This window comes from Bacillus atrophaeus (genome assembly GCF_039519175.1).
In the GTDB taxonomy this organism is placed as follows: Bacteria; Bacillota; Bacilli; order Bacillales; family Bacillaceae; genus Bacillus; species Bacillus atrophaeus.
The window spans coordinates 3,732,577-3,752,413 of record NZ_CP154443.1; the positions used below are offsets into that span (position 1 = coordinate 3,732,577).

General features: G+C 43.6%; 22 protein-coding genes. All 22 read right to left on the reverse strand.

The window, feature by feature from the left end; translation table 11 throughout:
- Positions 1-25: 25 nt before the first annotated feature.
- A complete protein-coding gene (gene hisC / locus AAHT65_RS18625; RefSeq protein ID WP_013390581.1) occupies positions 26-1,108 on the reverse strand; it encodes a histidinol-phosphate transaminase in 1,083 nt (360 codons plus the stop codon).
- A gap of 11 nt (positions 1,109-1,119) precedes the next feature.
- Positions 1,120-1,923 carry a tryptophan synthase subunit alpha gene (trpA, locus tag AAHT65_RS18630; protein WP_106271182.1) on the reverse strand — a complete coding sequence of 268 codons (804 nt, stop codon included), beginning with the start codon at positions 1,921-1,923 and terminating at the stop codon, positions 1,120-1,122.
- The gene (gene trpB / locus AAHT65_RS18635) at positions 1,916-3,118 is read right to left on the reverse strand and encodes a tryptophan synthase subunit beta (protein WP_094232279.1); all 1,203 of its coding nucleotides are present in this window, start codon (positions 3,116-3,118) and stop codon (positions 1,916-1,918) included. Before trpB ends, trpA begins: the two co-directional genes overlap by 8 nt.
- Positions 3,099-3,755: a phosphoribosylanthranilate isomerase gene (locus AAHT65_RS18640; RefSeq protein WP_094232280.1), complete on the reverse strand. Its 657-nt coding sequence runs from the start codon at positions 3,753-3,755 to the stop codon at positions 3,099-3,101. The genes trpB and AAHT65_RS18640 overlap by 20 nt, the downstream gene beginning before the upstream one ends.
- A gap of 4 nt (positions 3,756-3,759) precedes the next feature.
- Positions 3,760-4,512, reverse strand: a complete 753-nt coding sequence (trpC, locus tag AAHT65_RS18645; RefSeq protein WP_343310664.1) for an indole-3-glycerol phosphate synthase TrpC — start codon at positions 4,510-4,512, stop codon at positions 3,760-3,762.
- Entirely contained in the window at positions 4,505-5,521 is a 1,017-nt protein-coding gene (gene trpD, locus AAHT65_RS18650; RefSeq protein ID WP_343310665.1) for an anthranilate phosphoribosyltransferase, read from the reverse strand. The genes trpC and trpD overlap by 8 nt, the downstream gene beginning before the upstream one ends.
- Entirely contained in the window at positions 5,493-7,040 is a 1,548-nt protein-coding gene (gene trpE, locus AAHT65_RS18655) for an anthranilate synthase component I (RefSeq protein ID WP_199680778.1), read from the reverse strand. The genes trpD and trpE overlap by 29 nt, the downstream gene beginning before the upstream one ends.
- A gap of 218 nt (positions 7,041-7,258) precedes the next feature.
- Complete coding sequence (aroH, locus tag AAHT65_RS18660; RefSeq protein ID WP_010789062.1) at positions 7,259-7,642, reverse strand: chorismate mutase; 384 nt, start codon at positions 7,640-7,642, stop codon at positions 7,259-7,261.
- The gene (aroB, locus tag AAHT65_RS18665; protein WP_343310666.1) at positions 7,639-8,727 is read right to left on the reverse strand and encodes a 3-dehydroquinate synthase; all 1,089 of its coding nucleotides are present in this window, start codon (positions 8,725-8,727) and stop codon (positions 7,639-7,641) included. The genes aroH and aroB overlap by 4 nt, the downstream gene beginning before the upstream one ends.
- A complete protein-coding gene (gene aroC / locus AAHT65_RS18670) occupies positions 8,727-9,899 on the reverse strand; it encodes a chorismate synthase (protein ID WP_151290494.1) in 1,173 nt (390 codons plus the stop codon). The genes aroB and aroC overlap by 1 nt, the downstream gene beginning before the upstream one ends.
- Before the next feature lie 71 nt (positions 9,900-9,970).
- Complete coding sequence (locus AAHT65_RS18675; RefSeq protein WP_094232285.1) at positions 9,971-10,741, reverse strand: protein-glutamate O-methyltransferase; 771 nt, start codon at positions 10,739-10,741, stop codon at positions 9,971-9,973.
- A 223-nt stretch (positions 10,742-10,964) separates the two neighbouring features.
- Positions 10,965-11,411: a nucleoside-diphosphate kinase gene (gene ndk / locus AAHT65_RS18680; RefSeq protein ID WP_004429759.1), complete on the reverse strand. Its 447-nt coding sequence runs from the start codon at positions 11,409-11,411 to the stop codon at positions 10,965-10,967.
- A 122-nt stretch (positions 11,412-11,533) separates the two neighbouring features.
- A complete protein-coding gene (hepT, locus tag AAHT65_RS18685) occupies positions 11,534-12,496 on the reverse strand; it encodes a heptaprenyl diphosphate synthase component II (RefSeq protein WP_010789066.1) in 963 nt (320 codons plus the stop codon).
- A gap of 28 nt (positions 12,497-12,524) precedes the next feature.
- Positions 12,525-13,226, reverse strand: a complete 702-nt coding sequence (menG, locus tag AAHT65_RS18690; RefSeq protein WP_094232287.1) for a demethylmenaquinone methyltransferase — start codon at positions 13,224-13,226, stop codon at positions 12,525-12,527.
- A 5-nt stretch (positions 13,227-13,231) separates the two neighbouring features.
- A complete protein-coding gene (gene hepS, locus AAHT65_RS18695; protein WP_004429753.1) occupies positions 13,232-13,987 on the reverse strand; it encodes a heptaprenyl diphosphate synthase component 1 in 756 nt (251 codons plus the stop codon).
- Positions 13,988-14,152: 165 nt separating this feature from the next.
- Positions 14,153-14,380, reverse strand: a complete 228-nt coding sequence (mtrB, locus tag AAHT65_RS18700; RefSeq protein ID WP_003230576.1) for a trp RNA-binding attenuation protein MtrB — start codon at positions 14,378-14,380, stop codon at positions 14,153-14,155.
- Positions 14,381-14,402: 22 nt separating this feature from the next.
- Entirely contained in the window at positions 14,403-14,975 is a 573-nt protein-coding gene (gene folE, locus AAHT65_RS18705) for a GTP cyclohydrolase I FolE (protein WP_004429751.1), read from the reverse strand.
- Positions 14,976-15,172: 197 nt separating this feature from the next.
- Positions 15,173-15,451 carry a non-specific DNA-binding protein Hbs gene (hbs, locus tag AAHT65_RS18710; RefSeq protein ID WP_003153447.1) on the reverse strand — a complete coding sequence of 93 codons (279 nt, stop codon included), beginning with the start codon at positions 15,449-15,451 and terminating at the stop codon, positions 15,173-15,175.
- Positions 15,452-15,814: 363 nt separating this feature from the next.
- Positions 15,815-17,293 (reverse strand): stage IV sporulation protein A, encoded by a 1,479-nt coding sequence (gene spoIVA, locus AAHT65_RS18715; RefSeq protein ID WP_010789069.1) that lies wholly within the window; start codon positions 17,291-17,293, stop codon positions 15,815-15,817.
- Positions 17,294-17,487: 194 nt separating this feature from the next.
- Positions 17,488-18,219 (reverse strand): hypothetical protein, encoded by a 732-nt coding sequence (locus AAHT65_RS18720; protein ID WP_343310667.1) that lies wholly within the window; start codon positions 18,217-18,219, stop codon positions 17,488-17,490.
- Between the two features lie 21 nt (positions 18,220-18,240).
- A complete protein-coding gene (locus AAHT65_RS18725) occupies positions 18,241-18,444 on the reverse strand; it encodes a DUF2768 domain-containing protein (protein WP_004429748.1) in 204 nt (67 codons plus the stop codon).
- 339 nt (positions 18,445-18,783) lie between these two features.
- Complete coding sequence (locus tag AAHT65_RS18730) at positions 18,784-19,821, reverse strand: NAD(P)H-dependent glycerol-3-phosphate dehydrogenase (protein WP_061670085.1); 1,038 nt, start codon at positions 19,819-19,821, stop codon at positions 18,784-18,786.
- Positions 19,822-19,837 lie beyond the last annotated feature (16 nt).

The window sequence follows — 19,837 nt, forward strand, 5'->3', positions numbered from 1 at the left end:
TAAAGAGGTGATGCATGATCACCTCTTATAACATTTCAGCTAAAATTGTGAGGATTTCCTCATTTTGCTCTTTCGTTCCGATTGTTATCCGCAGCGAGGTCGGGAATCCCAACGCATTTCCAGACCGCACAATATAGCCTTTTTGCAGTAAAGCTTGGAAAAGTTCATCCGCCGGACGGTTAAAATCAATTAATACAAAGTTGGTTTGTGAAGGATAGTATCTTAATCCGTGTGTTTTGGCAAAGTCATAATATTGCTTAAGACCGGCAGCATTTTTTTTCACACAGGATGCGATAAAGTCCTGATCGCTAAGCGCGGCGATCGCGGCAGCCTGACCAAGGCGGCTTGTATTAAACGGTTCTCTCGCAGGCTCAATCTGACGGATCAGCGCCTCGCTTGCAATGCCGTAACCGACTCTTAACGCCGCCAGACCATAGGCTTTTGAAAAGGTCCGCAAAATGATCAGATTAGGGTGTTTTTCCAAAAGCGGTATACTTTCCGGATAATCCTCAGCCGTTACATATTCATAATACGCTTCATCCAGCACTACGAGCACATGGCTCGGCACACGGTTTAAAAACGAAAGCAATTCGCTTTCTGCTGTATAGGTTCCCGTCGGATTATTCGGACTGCATACCCACACGATTTGTGTATTTTCATCAATGGCTGCTAACATCGCATCAAGATCATGACCGCCGTCTTGACGAATCGCAATTTCACGAACTTCCGCGCCCTCAATGACCGCATTGTGTTTATATTGAGGAAACGTCGAAGCTGCTGTAATTGTGTTTGTCTTTTCATTTAAAAATGATCGGCAGATGATTTGGACAAGCTCATCAGAACCATTGCCAAAGATGAGGGACTTTTCACTTACATTAAGATGTTCACTGAGCCTTGTACGCAAAGCGGCGCTATAGCCATCCGGATAAAGCGCCAGCTGTTCAATTTCTTGTTGAAGAGCTTCTTTTGCAGCTTCAGAACAGCCGAATGGGTTCTCATTAGAAGCCAGCTTAACGACTTTGTCCAGGCCGTATTCCCTTTTTACTTCTTCAATTGGTTTTCCAGGCTGATAAGGCTTCAGCTGTTTTAATTGTTCTTTGATTCGCAAATCCAGTCACCTCATTTTAAACTGTACAAGCCACTAAACGTCTTCGCATATTTTTCAAATGTTTGCACCGCACGCTCCCTTGTATCCTGACAGACGAGCTGGTCTTGCAATTCTTCTATTTTTCTGACCAGTGCGCTGCCTACAACGACACCGTCACACATCTCATTCATCTTGATTACCTGTTCGCGGCTGGAGATTCCGAAGCCTACAGCCACAGGAGCAGAGCTGAGCTCCTTAACCGTCCGGATAAAGGAGTAGACTGCTGAGTCGAATTCATTGCGAACGCCGGTCACGCCTAATGAAGACACACAATATACGAAGCCCTCGGCCTGTTCTGTAATTTTTTTCAAACGACTTTCGCTTGTCGGTGCCACCAAGGAAATATAGGTCACATTATTTTTTTTGCATTCTTGCTGAAGCTGGGCACTTTCCTCTAATGGCAAATCCGGAACAAGCAAGCCGTCTATATGATTTTCCCGCAGTAAAGCGAAAAAGTGTTCTTTGTTCAATTGTAACACAGGATTATAATACGTAAAGAGAATTATCGGAATATCGACACCACTTTTTTTCATTTTACCGCCTAATTCTATGGCTTTTACGATATTCATCTCATTGGCAAGCGCCCGTTTCGAAGCACGCTGGATAACCGGTCCGTCGGCAAGCGGGTCTGAGTAGGCGACACCCAGCTCCAGCGCGGAAGCTCCCGCTTTTTGAAGGGACTTTGCAAGCTCAATAGAGACCTCTGGCAAAGGGTCTCCGGCCGTAATGAAGGGGATAAACAATTTGTCAGAAGGTTTCTGTTTCAAATTAAACATGCGCATTCACCTCATCTTCCAATACTTGCATCAATGTGTTCACGTCTTTGTCTCCTCTTCCTGACAAACAAACGAGTATACTTTGCTCACGTTCCATTTCTTTAGCCATTTCAAACGCTTTAGCTAATGCATGGGCAGATTCGATTGCCGGCAAAATGCCTTCTTTTTCGGAGAGAAGCCTTAATGCAGCGACCGCTTCATCATCCGTCACACTTTCATACTTCACTCGGCCGCTTTGGTGAAGATAAGCATGCTCCGGCCCGATTCCCGGATAGTCCAATCCTGCCGAAATGGAGTATGGCTCTATGATCTGGCCGAATTGATCCTGAATCAAATAAGTCAGCGATCCGTGGATGACACCTTTTGTTCCTTTTGAGATAGTGGCTGCGTGAAGAGAAGTGTCAATTCCTTTTCCGGCGGCTTCTGCGCCTATCAATTCTACATTTTCCGCTAAAAAAGCCTGAAAGATACCAATAGCATTGCTTCCTCCGCCAACACATGCAACCACTTTGTCCGGAAGATTTCCTTCTATGCCGCGCAGCTGTTCTTTCGCTTCATCGCCGATTATTCTTTGGAATTCACGAACAATGTAAGGGTACGGATGAGGACCTACTACAGAACCGATCATATAAAAATGGTCTTCACAATGCTGGACCCAGTATCTGATCGCTTCATTCGTTGCGTCCTTAAGCGTACCATTTCCGCTTGTGACCGGAACCACTTCTGCTCCCAGAAGTTTCATACGGAACACATTCAGCGACTGACGTGCCACATCTTCTTCTCCCATAAAAACGGTACAGGGAAAACCAAATTTCGCGGCTACTGTCGCCGCTGCGACACCGTGCTGGCCTGCCCCTGTTTCAGCAATGATTTTTGTTTTGCCCATTTTTTTTGCAAGCAGAGCCTGCCCCAAAGCGTTATTGATTTTGTGGGAACCTGTATGGTTTAAATCTTCTCTTTTTAAATAAATTTTAGCCCCGCCTAAATGATTTGTCACCTGATCAGCAAATGTCAGCGCTGTCGGCCTTCCGGAATAGTCGAATAACAGCTTTTTATACTCTGCTTCGAAAACAGGATCATTCTTTATTTCTTTGAATGCTTTTTCAATTTCTTCTAAAGGCTGCATCAGCGTTTCAGGAACAAATTTTCCGCCAAACTCGCCAAACCTGCCGATTTCATTTGGATATTGATACATAGTGGTTCATCCTTTCTTCTAAAAGCTTGATGAGAATTTGATCTTTTTTTCCGTTTCTTTCAATTCCGCTCGCCAGATCAATCCCGCCTGGCCTCCATTTGAGCAGTCCGGCAATCGTTTCCGGATTTACACCGCCTGCAATAAAACACCGTTTTGTTGTCCGCTCAGCTTCCTGCTGATATGCAGGCACACTCTCCCAAGAGAACGAAATACCGCTTCCGCCTCTCATCCCTTTGACAGATGAATCAATTACAAACCCATCGACGGCCGCCGCAAAACGCTTCATTTGCTGAATTGTGCCCTGATTATGATGCAGTGCTTTCCATACTTCACAATCCGCGAGAGAACGCAGGTTTACGGCATCTTTCGGGATTTCGTCGCCGTGCAGCTGAATGACATCAAGCTGAAGGTCATTGGCAATACGAGCTATGTTCGCATTTTTTTCATTAACAAAAACACCCACACGTTTTTTATCGCCTATATGCACTTGGCTGCACCACTGTTTCACTTCAGCCGCCGACACTTTTCGTTTGCTCTCAGCAAAAATGAATCCCAAATAATCGGCTTGTGATGTTGCTGCTGTCTGCAAATCTTGGAGAGAGCGAATGCCGCAGTATTTTAATTCGGGCTTTTTCACAGCCTCACTCCCCAAACAAAGCATGGACTGCTTCTTGCTGTGACGGCTGCCTCATTAGTGACTCTCCTATGAGTACCGCTTTCGCTCCATGTTCTTTTACGAATTGCAGATGCTCCAAGGTCCCAATGCCGCTTTCACTGACGAGCAGGCTGTCTTTCGGAACGAGAGCTGCGATTTTTTCTGTCTGCGTCACCGAGGTTTCAAATGTTTTTAAGTTTCGATTGTTAATGCCGATAATATCCGGCGTAAACACCTTCAAAATCCGTTCAAGCGTCAATTCATCATGGACCTCCACTAAAACATCCATCCCTGATTCTTGTGCTTCTGTGTAAAGTTCGTGCAGTTTCAAAGGATCGAGCGCTTCACCGATCAGAAGGATCGCGTCTGCCCCGATTCTCTTCGATTCTTGTACTTGAATAGAATCTATGATGAAATCTTTTCTCAGGACCGGAATTGAGACAGCCCGCTTAACATCTGTCAAATAGTGATTTTCGCCTAGAAAAAAGGGTGTGTCCGTTAATACAGAAAGCGTATCCGCCTTTGCCGCTTCATAATCTTGAGCAATCATGTCAGGGATGAAATTTTCTTTAATCAGTCCTTTTGAAGGAGACGCTTTTTTCACTTCTGCAATCAACCCGATAAATCGGTTCGGATTTGCAAGCGCCTGTTTAAAAGAACGTTTTATAACAATTTGTTCCTCTGGTAAAATAATCGTTTTTACTTCTTCTTTTTTTTGGGCAATAATTTTATCAAGCATAGATCTCTTCCTCTTTCTGTTTAAGACGTTCAAGCTGTGCGCGGGCATTTCCGTTTTTTATCGTTTCTAAGGCGAGCTGTACGCCTTCTTTCATATTAGCGGCAATCCCAGCCGCATAAATGGCGGCGCCCGCATTTAAAGCCGTAATGTTCAGGGCTGATGAATTACTTTCATTTTCAAAAATTTTCTGAATCAACAACGCGCTTTCTTGGGGAGACTGCACCTGAATATCTTTCAACTCCCCCGCTTTAAAACCGAATTCTTCAGGCGATACGGTATACTCCCGCCGGGCACCGTCCTTTAATTCGATGACATCGGTCGGTGATGTCACGGACAGCTCGTCTAGTCCGTCGCGGCTCGAAACAAACAGAACATGTTTCGGATGGAAGCTTTCCAGAGCGCTTGCCATCAGCTTGGCTTTTTCCGTTGAGTATACCCCGATGACTTGGCGCTTCGTCTGCAAAGGATTGCTGAGAGGGCCAAGCAAGTTAAAAATCGTTCTGAAACCGAGCTCTTTTCTTGCGACTGCGACATGTTTCATAGACGAATGATACAGCGGGGCAAACAGAAAGCCCATATTTTTTGTTTTTATGCTTTGCCTTACCTTCTCCGGAGTTGATTGAATAGAAACTCCCAATCTCTCTAAAACATCTGCGCTTCCGCTTTTTGAAGATACTGAGCGGTTTCCGTGCTTTGCAATTTTGGCTCCGGCTGCAGAGGCCGCAATCGCAGCGGCAGTTGAAATGTTAAACGTGGAGATCCCGTCTCCACCCGTTCCGCATGTATCAACAACGTCAGGCAGGCCGTCTATCTTGAGCGCATGGTCGCGCATCACTTTTACAAACCCTGCCAGTTCTTCTGCGGTTTCTCCCCGATGAGCCAATACTGATAAAATCCCGCCCATCTCAGTCGGTCCCATATTTCCGCTCATCATGAGCTGCATGAGGTCTTCCGCTTCGCGAACAGATAATGTGCTGCCATTAACGCATGATAGCAGAAATTTGTTCATCCGCTTCATCCCCCTTGCTTCGGAACATGTCTTCCGCAATATGAATGGTTTTCAGCAAAGCCCCCGCCTTATTGCAGCTTTCTTCATATTCGGCTTCCGGCACGGAATCAGCCACAATACCCGCTCCGGCTTGTATAGAAGCGACACCTTTTTTTACGCTCATTGTGCGAATCGTAATACATGAATCAATACTTCCGTCAAATCCGATGTAAGCGATGCAGCCGCCATACGTTTCACGCGGCGTCGGTTCTAATTCGTTCAATAGCTGCATGGCACGGATTTTAGGGGCGCCCGTTAAAGTGCCTGCAGGAAATGCTGACATTAATGCGTCTACAGGATGGACGCCGTCTTTCAATCGGCCTGTGACGATAGAGATAATATGCATCACATGTGAGAAGGAAACAATTTTTGTAAACTCCGGAACAGCAACCGAGCCGTACTCCGCCACTCTGCCTATGTCATTTCTCGCAAGGTCAACAAGCATGTAATGTTCCGCCTTCTCCTTTTCATCTTTCATCAGCTCTATTTTCAGCTTTTCATCTTCCTCTATATCAGCTCCTCTTTTTCTCGTTCCCGCTATCGGATGAATTTCCAGATGGCCGTCTTGAACATGAATTAACCGTTCGGGAGAGCTTCCGACAATTTCCCGGTCAGGCAGCTTGATGTAATACATATAGGGTGAGGGGTTGACAATGCGCAGCACTCTGTATAGTTCAAAAGAGTCCACTGTTATCGGAATCTCAAATTTTTGTGACAGCACACCTTGAAAGATATCACCCGATTTAATATATTCTTTTATTCTCTCTACATCCGCCATAAACTCACGCTTTTCATAATTAGAAGAGACTGAGTCAAAGCTTGGTGTCGTATAAGTTTCTGATGATAGGAAAAGCTCTGTTAAGTTTTTATTCTCCGTCATTTGATCCATGATTCTTTGAAGTTCGCCTTGATTCTCGTTAAATATATCAATTTTTTCGGACTCTGCTTCTTGTCCGTTTAGCCTCGCATACTGGATGAAGTGTACTTTTTTTGTTTCATGGTCGTACGCCAGCATCGTTCTGCAAACAAACAGCATGCACTTTTCCAAATCAGTTGCTTGACTGTGGCTCTGAATTGCCGGCTCAATCAGCGGTATCATGTCATAGCTTAAATAACCCACCGCCCCGCCTACAAACGGGATATCAAGTTCTGGTGTTTTAATCCGATATGTTTCGTTCATCCAATCAAGAACGGCTTTTAATTCGTTTCCTGTATAAAGCGTCTGATGTTCTGAGTCAATCGCTAAAAATTGTCCTTTTTGCTCTTTAATGGTGATGAAGGGATTGATGCCGATAAAAGAATATCTTGACCAGCTTGATGTATCGTCCTTGCTTTCAAGCAGATAAGTGATTTTTCGGTCCAGCTTTTCAATCATTTGAATGGGTGTCAGTGTATCCACTGTGAAAGTCTCCACAATGGGAATGGTGTTATGAGACAAGCTGTCCTTTAAAAATGCGGAAATATTTGATTGGAAATTCATCTTCTCACTCCTTATGGCAAGGAGAATGAGGTGAGGTATAAGAGGGAATGAAATGTATACAAAATAAACCCAAAAGAATAAACTTCTTTTGGGTAGGAATTAACAAATTTGTCCTCAGCTCAACTAAACTCATTCTCAGCTACCCTATTCTCTAACTCAACTGTTCTAACTTCTGCTTTATACACACTTTTGTGTATTTCTAAGCTGTTCTTATCGTATTACAATTCAGTATTTTTTGTCAATGATAAATCTGGTCTTAATCCGACCGCTTTTTCTAAATAAATGTGTTTGATTTGATCTTGCGGCACATCGGTCTGAACGGTCATCATGACACGCACACATTTTTTTAAACCGCCATTTACGTCCATTTCCTGCATACAGGTCACCGGAACATATTGCCATCCGGCGATTTCACGCACGGCTTTGGCTGGAAAAACAGAATGCAAATCAGGAGTCGCCGAAAGAAGCATTTGGACAACATCTTCCGGCTTTGTTTTGTTTTCTGTGATCATTTTTTCCAACAGCTGTTTTGTTTTGCTTAAGATCTCTTGTTCTGTATCATTTTCAACGGTTGTTGCTCCGCGAATGCCGCGAATCATCATGCTGTCTCCTCCATTCGCCATTTGTTCAGCCAATTTTCCAGTTCATCTTTTGAAAACGCATGGTCGGCTACCTGGCCGATTTGTTTCAATACGATAAACTGAATAATGCCCCCGCGGGTTTTTTTATCATTCATCATACGGTTTACTAGTACAGATGTAGAAACTTCCTGTTTAATTCTAAGAGGATATCCCAGCTTCTTGAACCATTCCGTAAGAAGCTCTCTGTCCATTTGGCATCCTTCTGCTTGTTCACTTACATACAAAGCGAACTGCATTCCGAGCGCCACTGCGTCACCGTGGGTAATCTGGCCGTAGCCATATTCCGCCTCAACAGCGTGACCGAGTGTATGACCGAAATTTAAGAAGGCTCTGATTCCTTCTTCCTTTTCATCTTGATTGACAACAGATGATTTAATGGAAATGCCTTTATAAATCATCTCATTGAGCTGTTCACTGTTTATGTCATCCAGCGCTTGAATGCTCAATAGCTCCTCTAAAAACGCTTTATCATAAATAAAAGCGTGCTTAATGACCTCTGCCATCCCTGATCTCAGCTCTTTTTGAGGAAGTGTGTGTAATAATTCTGTATCGTATAGCACGGCTTTCGGCTGATAAAAAGCACCGATCAAATTTTTCCCCATCGGATGGTTAACGGCTACTTTTCCTCCTACCGCGCTGTCATGGGCCAAAAGCGTCGTCGGCATTTGAATGAAGTCGATCCCCCGCATGAACGTGGCTGCCACAAATCCGGCTAGATCTCCTACAACCCCGCCGCCAAAAGCGATGATACAGGAGGAGCGATCCATGTGAAATGAAATGGCTTCCGTCTGAAGCCGGGTATACACCTCTAAGGATTTAGCCTGCTCGCCGCTTGGCACCGTCACTTTTTTCACGGACCATTTCTCCTCTAATATACGACACATTTCCTCACCGTACAGGCGGTCCACTTCTTCATCCGTAATGAGCAAAATACTGGTCAACGGCCTGTTCAATGAAGACAAAAGCGCGGAAGCCTGTTTTCTAATGCCTTCGCCGATAAAAACAGGATATGAAGAGGAAGCTGTTTCCACATGCAGTGTTCTCATTAAAATTCCCTCGACAGCTTTTTCATGTTCTCCACATTTTCTTTAATTCGGTCAATCTGATCCAAGCCGAATTGTTCAACGACGGCATTCGCAATTTCCCATGCCACAGCTGCTTCAGCCACTACGCTTGCTGCCGGCACCGCACAGCTGTCTGACCGTTCGATACTTGCAGAAAACGGCTCTTTTGTTTCGATATCTACGCTCTTCAGCGGTTTATACAATGTAGGGATTGGCTTCATCACACCGCGGACGACAATCGGCATTCCTGTCGTCATACCGCCTTCGAGTCCTCCAAGTCTGTTGGTTGCGCGTGTATAGCCTTTTTCCTCATCCCAAATGATTTCGTCATGCACTTCACTTCCGTTTTTGCCTGCCGCCTCAAAACCGATGCCAAACTCTACACCTTTGAAAGCGTTGATTGATAATACAGCGGCAGCAAGTTTGCTGTCGAGTTTCCGGTCATAGTGAACATAGCTGCCGACACCTACAGGCATGCCTTCGACAATAACTTCTACAATACCGCCGATTGAATCTCCATTGGCTTTCGCTTCATCAATGGCATCCATCATTTTACGGCCGGCTTCTTCGTCATAGCATCTGACTGGCGATTCCTCAGTAACTCGCTTCAGGTCTTCAATAGAGGTATAATCGGTTTTTTCAGCTTTTACGCCTCCAATTTCCAATACGTGGCCCGCCACTTTAATGCCGAGCGCTGAAAGAATTTGTTTCGCTACGGCACCAGCAGCCACTCTTACCGTCGTTTCTCTCGCAGAAGAACGTTCAAGCACATTTCTCATATCACGATGATTATATTTAATCGCACCGTTCAAATCGGCATGCCCCGGTCTCGGTCTTGAGATCTGCCGTTTCATTTCATTTTCTTCTTCCTCAGTAATGGGAGCAGCCCCCATAATCTTTGTCCAGTGGGTCCAATCCTTGTTTTCTACAACAAGCGCGATTGGTGAACCTAGTGTGCGTGCGTGACGTACACCGCTCATAATTTTCGCCTGGTCTTTTTCAATCTGCATCCGGCGGCCCCGTCCATGGCCTTTTTGGCGTCTTGCAAGCTCAAAATTGATGTCTTCTTCTGTTATGTAAAGCCCCGCAGGCACACCTTCTATAATGGTTGTCAATTGCGGACCGTGTGATTCTCCAGCTGTTAAATATCTCATGACCTCTTCTCCCTTCATCACATTAACGCTTTTAAGTAAAACTATAACATATTTTTTAGTGAAAAGTCATTCTATCTTTTTTGATAAAAGAATGTATCAGCAGAAACCAGACCGTATTTCTCAGGGTTGAAGATTTGCTCTGTGCTGCCGACGAATAAAATTCCGTTCTTTTTCAGGCTTTGCGCCATTTTTAAGTACAGCTCTTCCTTCGCCTGTTCTGTAAAATAAATAAAAACGTTTCGGCAGACAATTAAGTCAAAATCCTGTTCATAGCGATCAGCGAGCAGGTTGTGCTTTTTGAACCTGATATTTTTTTTAATATCCGCTTTCACTTGATAGCTTCTGTCATCATTCTGTTTAAAAAACCTGTCTTTTACCGACGCGGGAACCTCCTGTAATGAACGTTCCTGATATATTCCTGTTTTTGCTTTTTCGAGCGCTTTCTCATCAATATCTGTCGCCAAAATCTGAAAACCGGACAGCCCTTTTTGCTGCTCGAGAATCATGGCCAGCGTATACGGTTCCTCTCCCGTGGAACATGCCGCACTCCATATGTTTAACGGTTTTTTATGTTTTATTAATGGTAAAATCGAGGTTTCAAGAACCTCCCACCTTTTATAATTACGGTAAAATTCTGAAACATTAATCGTCATCCTGTCTAATGTTTCATTTAAAAGCCGCTGATCCTTCTCAAGAGCCTCAGCAAATTCCTTAAAGTTCTGATAACCCTTTTTTTCATATAATGAGGTAAGCCTTCTCTTCATTTGTGCTTCTTTGTATAAAGTAAGATCTACTCCAGTTAATTGTTTCCATTTGCTGATGAATATATTGTATGCTTCCATTGATTCTCTCCCAGCCTTGCTTTCTTTTGTCCTAGTATAGCTTTTTTTCTAGGGGAATTGTATCGTTTCAACAAAAAAATCAGCCTTTCAGCTGATTTCAAACGGGAAATGGCAGGGTTTTGCAAACCCTGCCATTTGTTAACACATTATTGAAAACCCTTACAATCGAGAGAAAGCTGAAACCAATAAAATTGTCTTAAAGCATGAGCCTTTCAGCTGATGTTTAATAAATCCAATTGGTCATGAGTTTTTGATAAGGCACTAATTCCTCTTGTTTAAAGAAAATATTAATCTCGCGCTCTGCGCTTTCTAAAGAATCAGATCCATGGATAATATTTTTTCCTACAAACATTCCGAAGTCTCCGCGAATCGTGCCCGGCAATGCTTCTTGCGGATTTGTTTTTCCGATCAGCTGCCTTGTCACTTCAATTACGTTCTCACCTTCCCATACCATCGCAAATACGGGACCTGAAGTGATAAATTCCACGAGTTCTCCGAAGAATGGTTTACCTTTATGTTCTGCATAATGATTTTCTGCCATTTGCTCAGAAACGGCCATCAATTTGGCTCCGGCCAATTGTAAGCCCTTACGTTCAAATCTAGACAAAATTTCACCGACTAGCTGGCGTTCTACACCGTCAGGTTTTACCATGATAAACGTCTTTTCCATAAGATTCTCCACCCCATCATTATGTATGTATAGGCTTTCACGTTGTACAACGAAATCGTAACATCTTTCTGACAATTAATCAATCAGGGGAGGAGAAAATTCACATCTTGTTCGAAAAAAACTTAAAATTTTCGTTTTCCGATATATTTTGCGATGGAAGCAAGGGATGAGCGCGCGCGCCCTCTCGGCAAAGTATTTAGTTTTTGGAAAGCCTTCTCCAAATACATTTCACTGACGGCCATTGATTTTTTGATCGCATTTGTTTTCTTAATTTCTTCAATAATAGGATTAAGCTGTTCCTGTGTCGTCTCGCTATTTATCAATTTAAGCTGATTTCGCAATCCGGGATGCTCCAATGCATATAAAACCGGGAGTGTGATATTTCCTTGCAGCAAATCTCCTCCGACCGGTTTCCCAAGCTCTTCTTCTGTTGAAGTGAAATCTAAAATATCATCGATAATCTGATAAGACATCCCCACATAATAGCCAAACCAATACAACGCTTTATGAACCTTTTCATCCGCACCGGAAGCAATGGCTCCCAGCTGACAGCTGACGGCAATGAGGATAGCGGTTTTTCTTTTTATACGCCGCAAATACGTTCTTAGGTTTTGTTCCATGTTGTATTTATCTTTAATCTGCTCGATTTCACCGAGGCATACTTCAACAATTGTTTGAGACAGAATACGGTGAGCTTTCGGTTCGTTAATTCTTGTCATCATCTCAAGAGAGCCGGCAAGCATATAATCGCCCGTATACATTGCGATACGATTGTCCCACTTTGCTTTGATCGTAGGCTTCCCTCTTCTAAGCTCAGCATCGTCTATCACATCATCATGAACAAGAGACGCCATGTGAATCATTTCTAATGTGACGGCGACATATTTGATCTTGTTAATGTCGTAGTTTCCAAACATTCCGGAAAGCAAAACAAAAACCGGGCGGATTCGTTTGCCTCCCGCTTGGAGCAGATGAAGCCCCGCTTCACTTAATAACGGATAGTCGGAACGTACGGTTTGTTCAAGTTCTTTTTCGATTATATCAATATCGTCATTTAAAAAAGAATAGGCCATTTTAAATTTCATATCATTCACCCAAACATCTGTGTATTCGTTATTTCCATCCGATATGCGTGGCAGCGACACCGCCAGTAAACGAATGATACTTGACACTTTTAAGGCCCGCCTCTTCAAACAGGCGCGCAAGTTCCTTCATACCGGGAAATTCTCTTGCTGATTCTTGAAGCCAAGAGTATTCTTTATAGCTTTTCGCAAACAGCTTGCCGAAAAACGGCATAATATATTTAAAGTACATAAAATAGGCTTGCTTAAAACCAAACATTTCAGGCTGGGACGTTTCAAGGCAAACGACCTGTCCGCCTGGCTTTACCACACGCTTCATCTCTTTCAAAACCGTTAAATAGTCCGGAACGTTGCGAAGTCCGAAACCTATTGTGACATAATCAAATGAATCATCATCAAAAGGAAGTTCCATCGCATTTCCGTGCAGCAGTTCGATTTGGCTGTATCCGCCGTCTTTTACTTTTTTTTCGCCGATGCTCAGCATATTTTTGCTGAAATCCAAGCCTTTTACCTCGCCTGTTTTTCCGGCAGCTTCCGCAAGCGCGATGGTCCAGTCCGCTGTTCCGCAGCACACATCCAGTGCTTTGGCGCCTTCTTTCACATCCATAATGCGCATTGTTTTCTCACGCCATTTTTTATGCTGCTGAAAACTGATGACAGAGTTCATCTGGTCATAATTTTTATATATTTTCTCAAATACGCCGTGTACTCGCTGTTCTTTAGACTCCTGCATAATGGTTACCCTTCTTCCACTTTCTGATGATAAGTTTTGTCTTGGCTGATTGTTTTCAGACGATTTAATAACATATTTTGAATAGGTGAATTCACAGGCAGGATCGTTTCAATGCTGTGCTGTGCTTTTTTGCGGCTGTCTTCCAATATCTCTGCCATTGTTTTGCCTGAATGAACGAAACCGCCGATCACATCAAGAAATGTATCATGCCCGTTCATAAGCCGTTTATATACAAAAAAGTCACTTGATAGTATTTTCCAGCGAGGAAGGTTGAAGTGTTCCGATACTCTATGGAATAATGCCGCCTCCACAATAGCAACACTCTCAAAAAAATGGTTTGCATCCCGTACAGAACGGTCGTACAGACGTATTTTATGCTCATTGATCTCTTTAATTGCTGTAGCAAGCGTCCGGATCATGTATATATCCTTCATTTCTGACAGGAGAGAATAGTACAGCCCGCTGAAATAGTCGCCGGCAAGGACGGTCAATTGCCGATTTTTATTTTCGTCTCGCTTTATTGCTCTGGCAGTTGTCACTTCATCGTGGGTATCAAGGGCGCTTTGGACAAGCATCGCTGTTACAATATAATTTTCTTTGTCTTCAGGCTTAATGTCCGCCTCTTCAAATAACGCATGAAAAAGAAGAAGCTTATCCTCATCAATTTTAGGCGCGGAAATATGTTTCGCTAAATAAGGATGTGACAGCTTTTGTTTTAATTTCGTATTCAGATTCGCTAAAGTTCCGTAGATGTCTTGCAAAAATATCACCCTTGTCCCCAAATTCACATTTATTCTAAATCATATATGTAATACATTCTTTTTTGTCATTTTTATACGCAGATATCATTATAGCATAAAAAAAAGAAATTAGCTGTATCATCCCGCTGTTTGCGAGCATTTGCGGCAACAGCGGGGACAGCCAGTTTATTTTTTCTCGCTTTTCATTTCTCCATACGCGGTTTGAATGAGGGCCTCGCCTCTGACTTTAATCGCAGATGTATGCTCAGTAAACTGAGCAATGATCACTTCGCCTTTGTCCAGCTTTTCGGAATGATGAAACTTTGTATCTGTTCCTCTTGTCAGGCCGATTACATTCACTCCGTCCTCAACCGCTTTAATGACGACAAAATCGCTTGAATGCTTTTGGTTCATATAAGAGCACCCTCTATCTTATTTAGTCATGTCGTTTAATATGATCTAACACTTCAGAACGGGCAGCAGCATCGTTTTTGAAAATGCCTCGCACAGCAGAAGTGACTGTTTTTGCCCCCGGCTTTCTGACGCCTCTCATTGTCATGCACATGTGCTCCGCCTCAACAACGACCATCACGCCGTGCGGATCGAGTGTTTCCACAATGCTTTCTGCAATCGTTGATGTAATGCGCTCCTGAAGCTGAGGACGCTTTGCTACGGCTTCGACGGCACGAGCCAATTTACTGAGGCCTGTGACCTTTCCGCCGCGCGGTATATAAGCAATGTGCGCTTTTCCGTAAAAAGGAACAAGATGATGCTCACACATAGAATGAAAAGCGATATCCTTCACAAGAACAAGCTCTTCATGGTCCTCACCGAAGACGGTTTGAAAATGTTCTTTTGGATCTTCATTCAGTCCGGAAAAAACTTCGGCGTACATTTTTGCGACTCTTTTCGGAGTATCCAACAGCCCTTCCCGGTTTGGGTCTTCTCCAATCGCTTCTAAAATTTGGCGAACCGCTTGTTCAATCTGTTCTTTATTAACTTCTTTCATCTTCTATGTCCTCCACCAATGAATACATTTAATTTCGATTCTAGCACACATATCACGCCAAAAGCAAAACGAAAGCCCTAAATGGGTCACGAAAAGATCGGGGCGTTTTAAAAAATGAAAAGCCCCTTAAAAAGGGGCTTTTCTGTGAAGAAATAAAGTGTATGTAAGCTAGATGCATACACGATCTATATTCACAATTATTTTCCTGCAACAGCGTCTTTAAGAGCTTTACCTGGTTTGAAAGCAGGTACCTTGCTTGCCGGAATTTCGATTTCTTCACCTGTTTGCGGGTTACGTCCTTTACGTGCTGAACGCTCACGCACCTCAAAGTTACCAAAACCGATCAGTTGGATTTTATCACCATTTTTAAGTGCATCTAAAATCGTATCAAAAACAGAGTCAACTGCTTTTGTAGCGTCTTTTTTAGACAATTCGCTTGCTTCCGCAACTGCATTGATTAGTTCTGTCTTGTTCATGCCTTTCACCTCCTCCCAAAAGTAATAAATTCAGGTAGATTATTATCATTTCTTCACAGTTCAGCCTGATTCTAAACCTCTCTGAAAAAAATTCAGAGGAAGGGCACATACGGCTTCTTATAGAGAAATCTGCGCTCTGAGGAATGTTTGTCCAACAGAGTGAAGATTTTCTGTATGTAGAGTAACACATATAAAAAGCCATATCAAGCATTTTAAAGCTTCAATCCCTTGCTCGTCAAGGATTTAGGGTGATAAACCGAACAAATATTCCTTTTTTTACTTATATCATCCTATTCCTTGATCTATTTCCATTATCTGCGGACAATAAAAAAAGACCTCCCATTTCTAAAGAGGTCTTCCATATTACAGGATAATCGCTATCAAACCGCCGGAGCCTTCGTTAATGATTCTTTCCAGCGTTTCTTTCAGTTTATACCTCGCATTCTCAGGCATGAGAGATAATTTGGCCTGTATGCCTTCCCTCACGATGGAGCTTAACGATCTTCCGAAAATATCTGAATTCCAAATGGAAAGCGGATCATCCTCAAAGTCCTGCATTAAGTAGCGGACAAGTTCTTCGCTTTGTTTTTCAGTCCCGATGATCGGAGCGAATTCGCTTTCTACATCAACTTTGATCATATGAATGGATGGCGCGACCGCTTTCAGCCTGACACCGAATCTGGAGCCCTGCCGTATGATTTCAGGTTCATCTAAACTCATATCCGACAATGCCGGCGCAGCGATCCCGTATCCGGTCTGTTTCACCATTTTCAAAGCGTCGGAGACCTGATCATACTCTGTTTTCGCATGGGCAAAATCCTGCATAAGCTCAAGCAAGTGGTCTCTTCCTCTGATTTCAACACCGACTACTTCTTTTAAAATCTGATCGTATAGGTGATCCGGCGCATACAAGTCAATTTCAGCTATCCCCTGCCCCATTTCAATCCCGGCGAGTCCTGCACTTTCAATAAAGTCGAACTCGCTGAATTGACCGACAACCCGATCAACATCCCGCAGCCGTTTGATATCTTTTACCGTTTCCTTGACAGAGTCTTGATAGCTTTCCCGCAGCCAATGGTTCTCTTTCAGCACCATGACCCAGCTTGGGAGATTCACATTCACTTCAAGCACCGGAAACTCGTAAAGCGCTTCTCTGAGCACGCTGAGTACATCTGTTTCTCTCATGCTTTCAACACTCATCGCCAGTACCGGGATATCATACTTTTCCATTAAACTGTGGCGCAGCGCCTCTGTTTCAGGATGATACGGCTTCACCGAGTTAATGACCATAATGAAAGGTTTGCCGACTTCTTTCAGCTCGTCAATGACTCGTTCTTCTGCTTCGACATAGTCGTTTCTGGCGATATCGCCGATAGAACCGTCTGTGGTAATGACTACCCCGATTGTCGAGTGTTCTTGAATCACTTTTCTCGTACCGATTTCAGCAGCCTCATGGAATGGAATCGGCTCTTCGTACCAAGGCGTGTTAATCATTCTCGGTCCGTTTTCATCCTCATAGCCTTTAGCTCCGGGCACGGTGTACCCTACGCAATCTACCAGCCTTATATTGACATCAAGTCCGTCTGATACATGGACAGACATCGCCTGATTAGGAACAAACTTAGGCTCTGTTGTCATAATCGTTTTTCCGGCAGCGCTTTGCGGCAGCTCATCCTGTGCACGTGCACGGTCAGCTTCGTTGCTGATATTCGGGAGCACCACAAGCTCCATAAATTTCTTAATAAACGTAGATTTCCCTGTACGGACAGCTCCAACGACCCCTAAATATATATCGCCTCCTGTTCGTTCAGCGATATCCTTGAAAATATCGACCTTTTCCAAGTGATCCCCTCCCGGACTTCCTATCCTAATCATTTTTATTCACCATTCATTTCACCTTCATCAATCAAATACAGGACACTATATGTGTATGACGTTGTCCTATTTCAATATGACACCTTTAGAAAATTTTCAATCCTCATTCTAGTAAAGTATGAAAAAACCTTTCTCCCTATTTGTATGCGAGGGAGAAAGGTTCATTCCTGTTTCATATCATTTTCTAAAAAAACGGGTTCTTGTTTTTCATTAACGGTATACTTGACGGAAAACGCGGGTACAAAGGGTGTCTCTTCCCAAATGATATCCTGGATTTCAGCGCCGGGCTTGAGGTCTTTTTTGCTTTGTTTCATACAATCGGCCAAATCAATCCTGTAATCAGCATAGATGTCTCCATCGCCTCCGATCATAAGCGGCAGAGAGGCTCCCGATATGGGGCTTGTGACGGTGAGCGCATGCTTCACACCCAATTTCTTCTCGTCTAAGGTGAATAAATCACGGGATAATACATCCTCATAAGGGGGATAGCCTTGCTGTTCCTTGTACATTTTTACCCGAAGTTTGATATCACGGATTTTTTCAGCCATCTTTAAATCTATCAGCTTTACGGAAGGATTGTTCTCCACATCCACGAGCACATATTGGTAGTCTCCTCCGCTTTCAAAAGCTGAGCTTGGCGGTTCAGCGATATATCTCGGGGCCAAGCGATTAAAATCAATCGGATACTTTTGATAAATCGGTGTTTTCATATCCTTTGTCTGAATCGGAAGAAGCCCTCCATTCGCCTCTTTAAACTTGTCAACCGCAGACTGAACCTGTTTTAATTGCTCCTCATAAGGAATGGCATTTTCAACTTTGCGCTCCTCCGGGTATAAGCACCCTGATAAAAGAATCGCAGAAAAGAAAATGAAGGCGCATTTCAGTTTGACCATACCACACTTCCTTTTGCACATTTATTCATTGACAGGGCCGCTGAAAACGACAATGATCACGATCAATCCCGATATCAGCATACAAGCGTAGGCAAGTGAAGACACGCCAGCTTTCAAAAAAGCATTTTTACATTTGTATCGGCTCATATAAATAGCTGCAACGGCGATGAACATTAAACCCATGGCTCCAAGTGCAAACCACATTTTCATTAATGCCAGACTCAAACGATCCGCCCCTTCCCCTGTATATATGTTATGTAAGCGTTATATTTCATTTTAATATACAAAGGTTGAAAAGATCAACAGATTTTCCAACCTTTGAAAGCACAAAAAAACTGAAGCAAAGGGGGGTCTTCGCTTCAGTCATATGACTATATTTACCTACACGTTTTAGATCCAGCTCTCTTGGACTTCGATGCTATAGTATGCAAGTGTCCGTACAGATGCATCCTCTCCTGCCTAAATCGCCAAAATGTTTCAAGCGATTCCGGGCCGGGAAGCTCCATTTTTTCGTGATAATCGTTCAACCCAGAATATGCAGGCTGTCAGCGGATTGTCACTTTTTTACTTCACTTGATTTTCAAACGTATTCACTAAATCCTCCATTTCGTGGGTTTTCACCCGCGCCATTAGAGATTCGACTGCTGTTTCTACTGTTTGCCCGTTAAAAAGAACCTGATGAAGAGCTTCTGTAATCGGCATTTTCACCTGATACTTTTCAGACAGCTGATAAGCCGCTTTTGTGGTGCGGACCCCTTCAACCACCATTCCCATTTCTTCAAGAACAGCTTCGAGTTTGTAACCTTTTCCAAGCATATTGCCGGCGCGCCAGTTTCTTGAATGAACGCTTGTACACGTCACAATCAGGTCCCCTACACCCGCTAAGCCTGAAAAAGTCAGCGGATTGCCGCCCATTTTCGTTCCGAGTCTGGCGATTTCGGCAAGTCCCCGCGTAATCAGGGCCGCCTTTGCATTATCTCCGTACCCTAAGCCGTCAGTGATCCCTGCTGCAAGGGCGATAATGTTTTTCAAAGCACCGCCGATTTCCACGCCGATAATATCCGGGTTTGTGTATACGCGGAAATTATGATTCATAAATAAATCCTGTACCTCTTCCGCCGACTGTATGCTTTTTGAAGAAGAAGTCACCGTAGTCGGGTGCCGCAGGCCGACTTCCTCTGCATGACTCGGTCCGGAAAGCACGACGATATCTTTTCTGATATCGGCAGGCAGCTCTTCTTCCATAATTTCAGAAATACGAAGAAGCGTGTCCGGTTCAATCCCTTTGCTGACGTGGACAAAGACAGCCTTTTTAGTAATATAAGGGACAGCTTGGCTTAATACTTCACGGATTGCTTTTGTCGGGACAGCGACAATAATAAAATCAGCATCCTTCAATGATTCCTGCAAATCTGTTGTTCCTGTAATTTCTTCAGGAAGCTTTACATCCGGCAAATAATCCTTGTTTTCATGACGTTCATTAATTTGACTGATAAGCTCAGGGCGGTGACCCCACATACACACTTGATGTCCGTTATCTGCAAGGACCAAAGCGAGTGCGGTTCCCCAGCTCCCAGCTCCGAGCATCGTCACTTTTTTCATAGTTGAATCACACCTT

What these genes read in the sequence shown, in the direction of transcription:
- folE (WP_004429751.1), bottom strand. Translation starts at nt 14,975, where the DNA reads ATGAAAGAAGTTAATAAAGAACAGATTGAACAAGCGGTTCGCCAAATT.
- AAHT65_RS18730 (WP_061670085.1), bottom strand. Translation starts at nt 19,821, where the DNA reads ATGAAAAAAGTGACGATGCTCGGAGCTGGGAGCTGGGGAACCGCACTC.
- AAHT65_RS18675 (WP_094232285.1), bottom strand. Translation starts at nt 10,741, where the DNA reads ATGGAAGCATACAATATATTCATCAGCAAATGGAAACAATTAACTGGA.
- trpD (WP_343310665.1), bottom strand. Translation starts at nt 5,521, where the DNA reads ATGAACAAATTTCTGCTATCATGCGTTAATGGCAGCACATTATCTGTT.
- menG (WP_094232287.1), bottom strand. Translation starts at nt 13,226, where the DNA reads ATGCAGGAGTCTAAAGAACAGCGAGTACACGGCGTATTTGAGAAAATA.
- trpB (WP_094232279.1), bottom strand. Translation starts at nt 3,118, where the DNA reads ATGTATCAATATCCAAATGAAATCGGCAGGTTTGGCGAGTTTGGCGGA.
- aroH (WP_010789062.1), bottom strand. Translation starts at nt 7,642, where the DNA reads ATGATGATTCGCGGCATTCGCGGAGCAACAACCGTTGAAAATGATACA.
- hbs (WP_003153447.1), bottom strand. Translation starts at nt 15,451, where the DNA reads ATGAACAAGACAGAACTAATCAATGCAGTTGCGGAAGCAAGCGAATTG.
- aroB (WP_343310666.1), bottom strand. Translation starts at nt 8,727, where the DNA reads ATGAGAACACTGCATGTGGAAACAGCTTCCTCTTCATATCCTGTTTTT.
- trpA (WP_106271182.1), bottom strand. Translation starts at nt 1,923, where the DNA reads ATGTTTAATTTGAAACAGAAACCTTCTGACAAATTGTTTATCCCCTTC.
- aroC (WP_151290494.1), bottom strand. Translation starts at nt 9,899, where the DNA reads ATGAGATATTTAACAGCTGGAGAATCACACGGTCCGCAATTGACAACC.
- ndk (WP_004429759.1), bottom strand. Translation starts at nt 11,411, where the DNA reads ATGGAAAAGACGTTTATCATGGTAAAACCTGACGGTGTAGAACGCCAG.
- trpE (WP_199680778.1), bottom strand. Translation starts at nt 7,040, where the DNA reads ATGAATTTCCAATCAAATATTTCCGCATTTTTAAAGGACAGCTTGTCT.
- hepT (WP_010789066.1), bottom strand. Translation starts at nt 12,496, where the DNA reads ATGAAATTTAAAATGGCCTATTCTTTTTTAAATGACGATATTGATATA.
- AAHT65_RS18720 (WP_343310667.1), bottom strand. Translation starts at nt 18,219, where the DNA reads ATGGTCAAACTGAAATGCGCCTTCATTTTCTTTTCTGCGATTCTTTTA.
- mtrB (WP_003230576.1), bottom strand. Translation starts at nt 14,380, where the DNA reads ATGAACCAAAAGCATTCAAGCGATTTTGTCGTCATTAAAGCGGTTGAG.
- trpC (WP_343310664.1), bottom strand. Translation starts at nt 4,512, where the DNA reads ATGCTTGATAAAATTATTGCCCAAAAAAAAGAAGAAGTAAAAACGATT.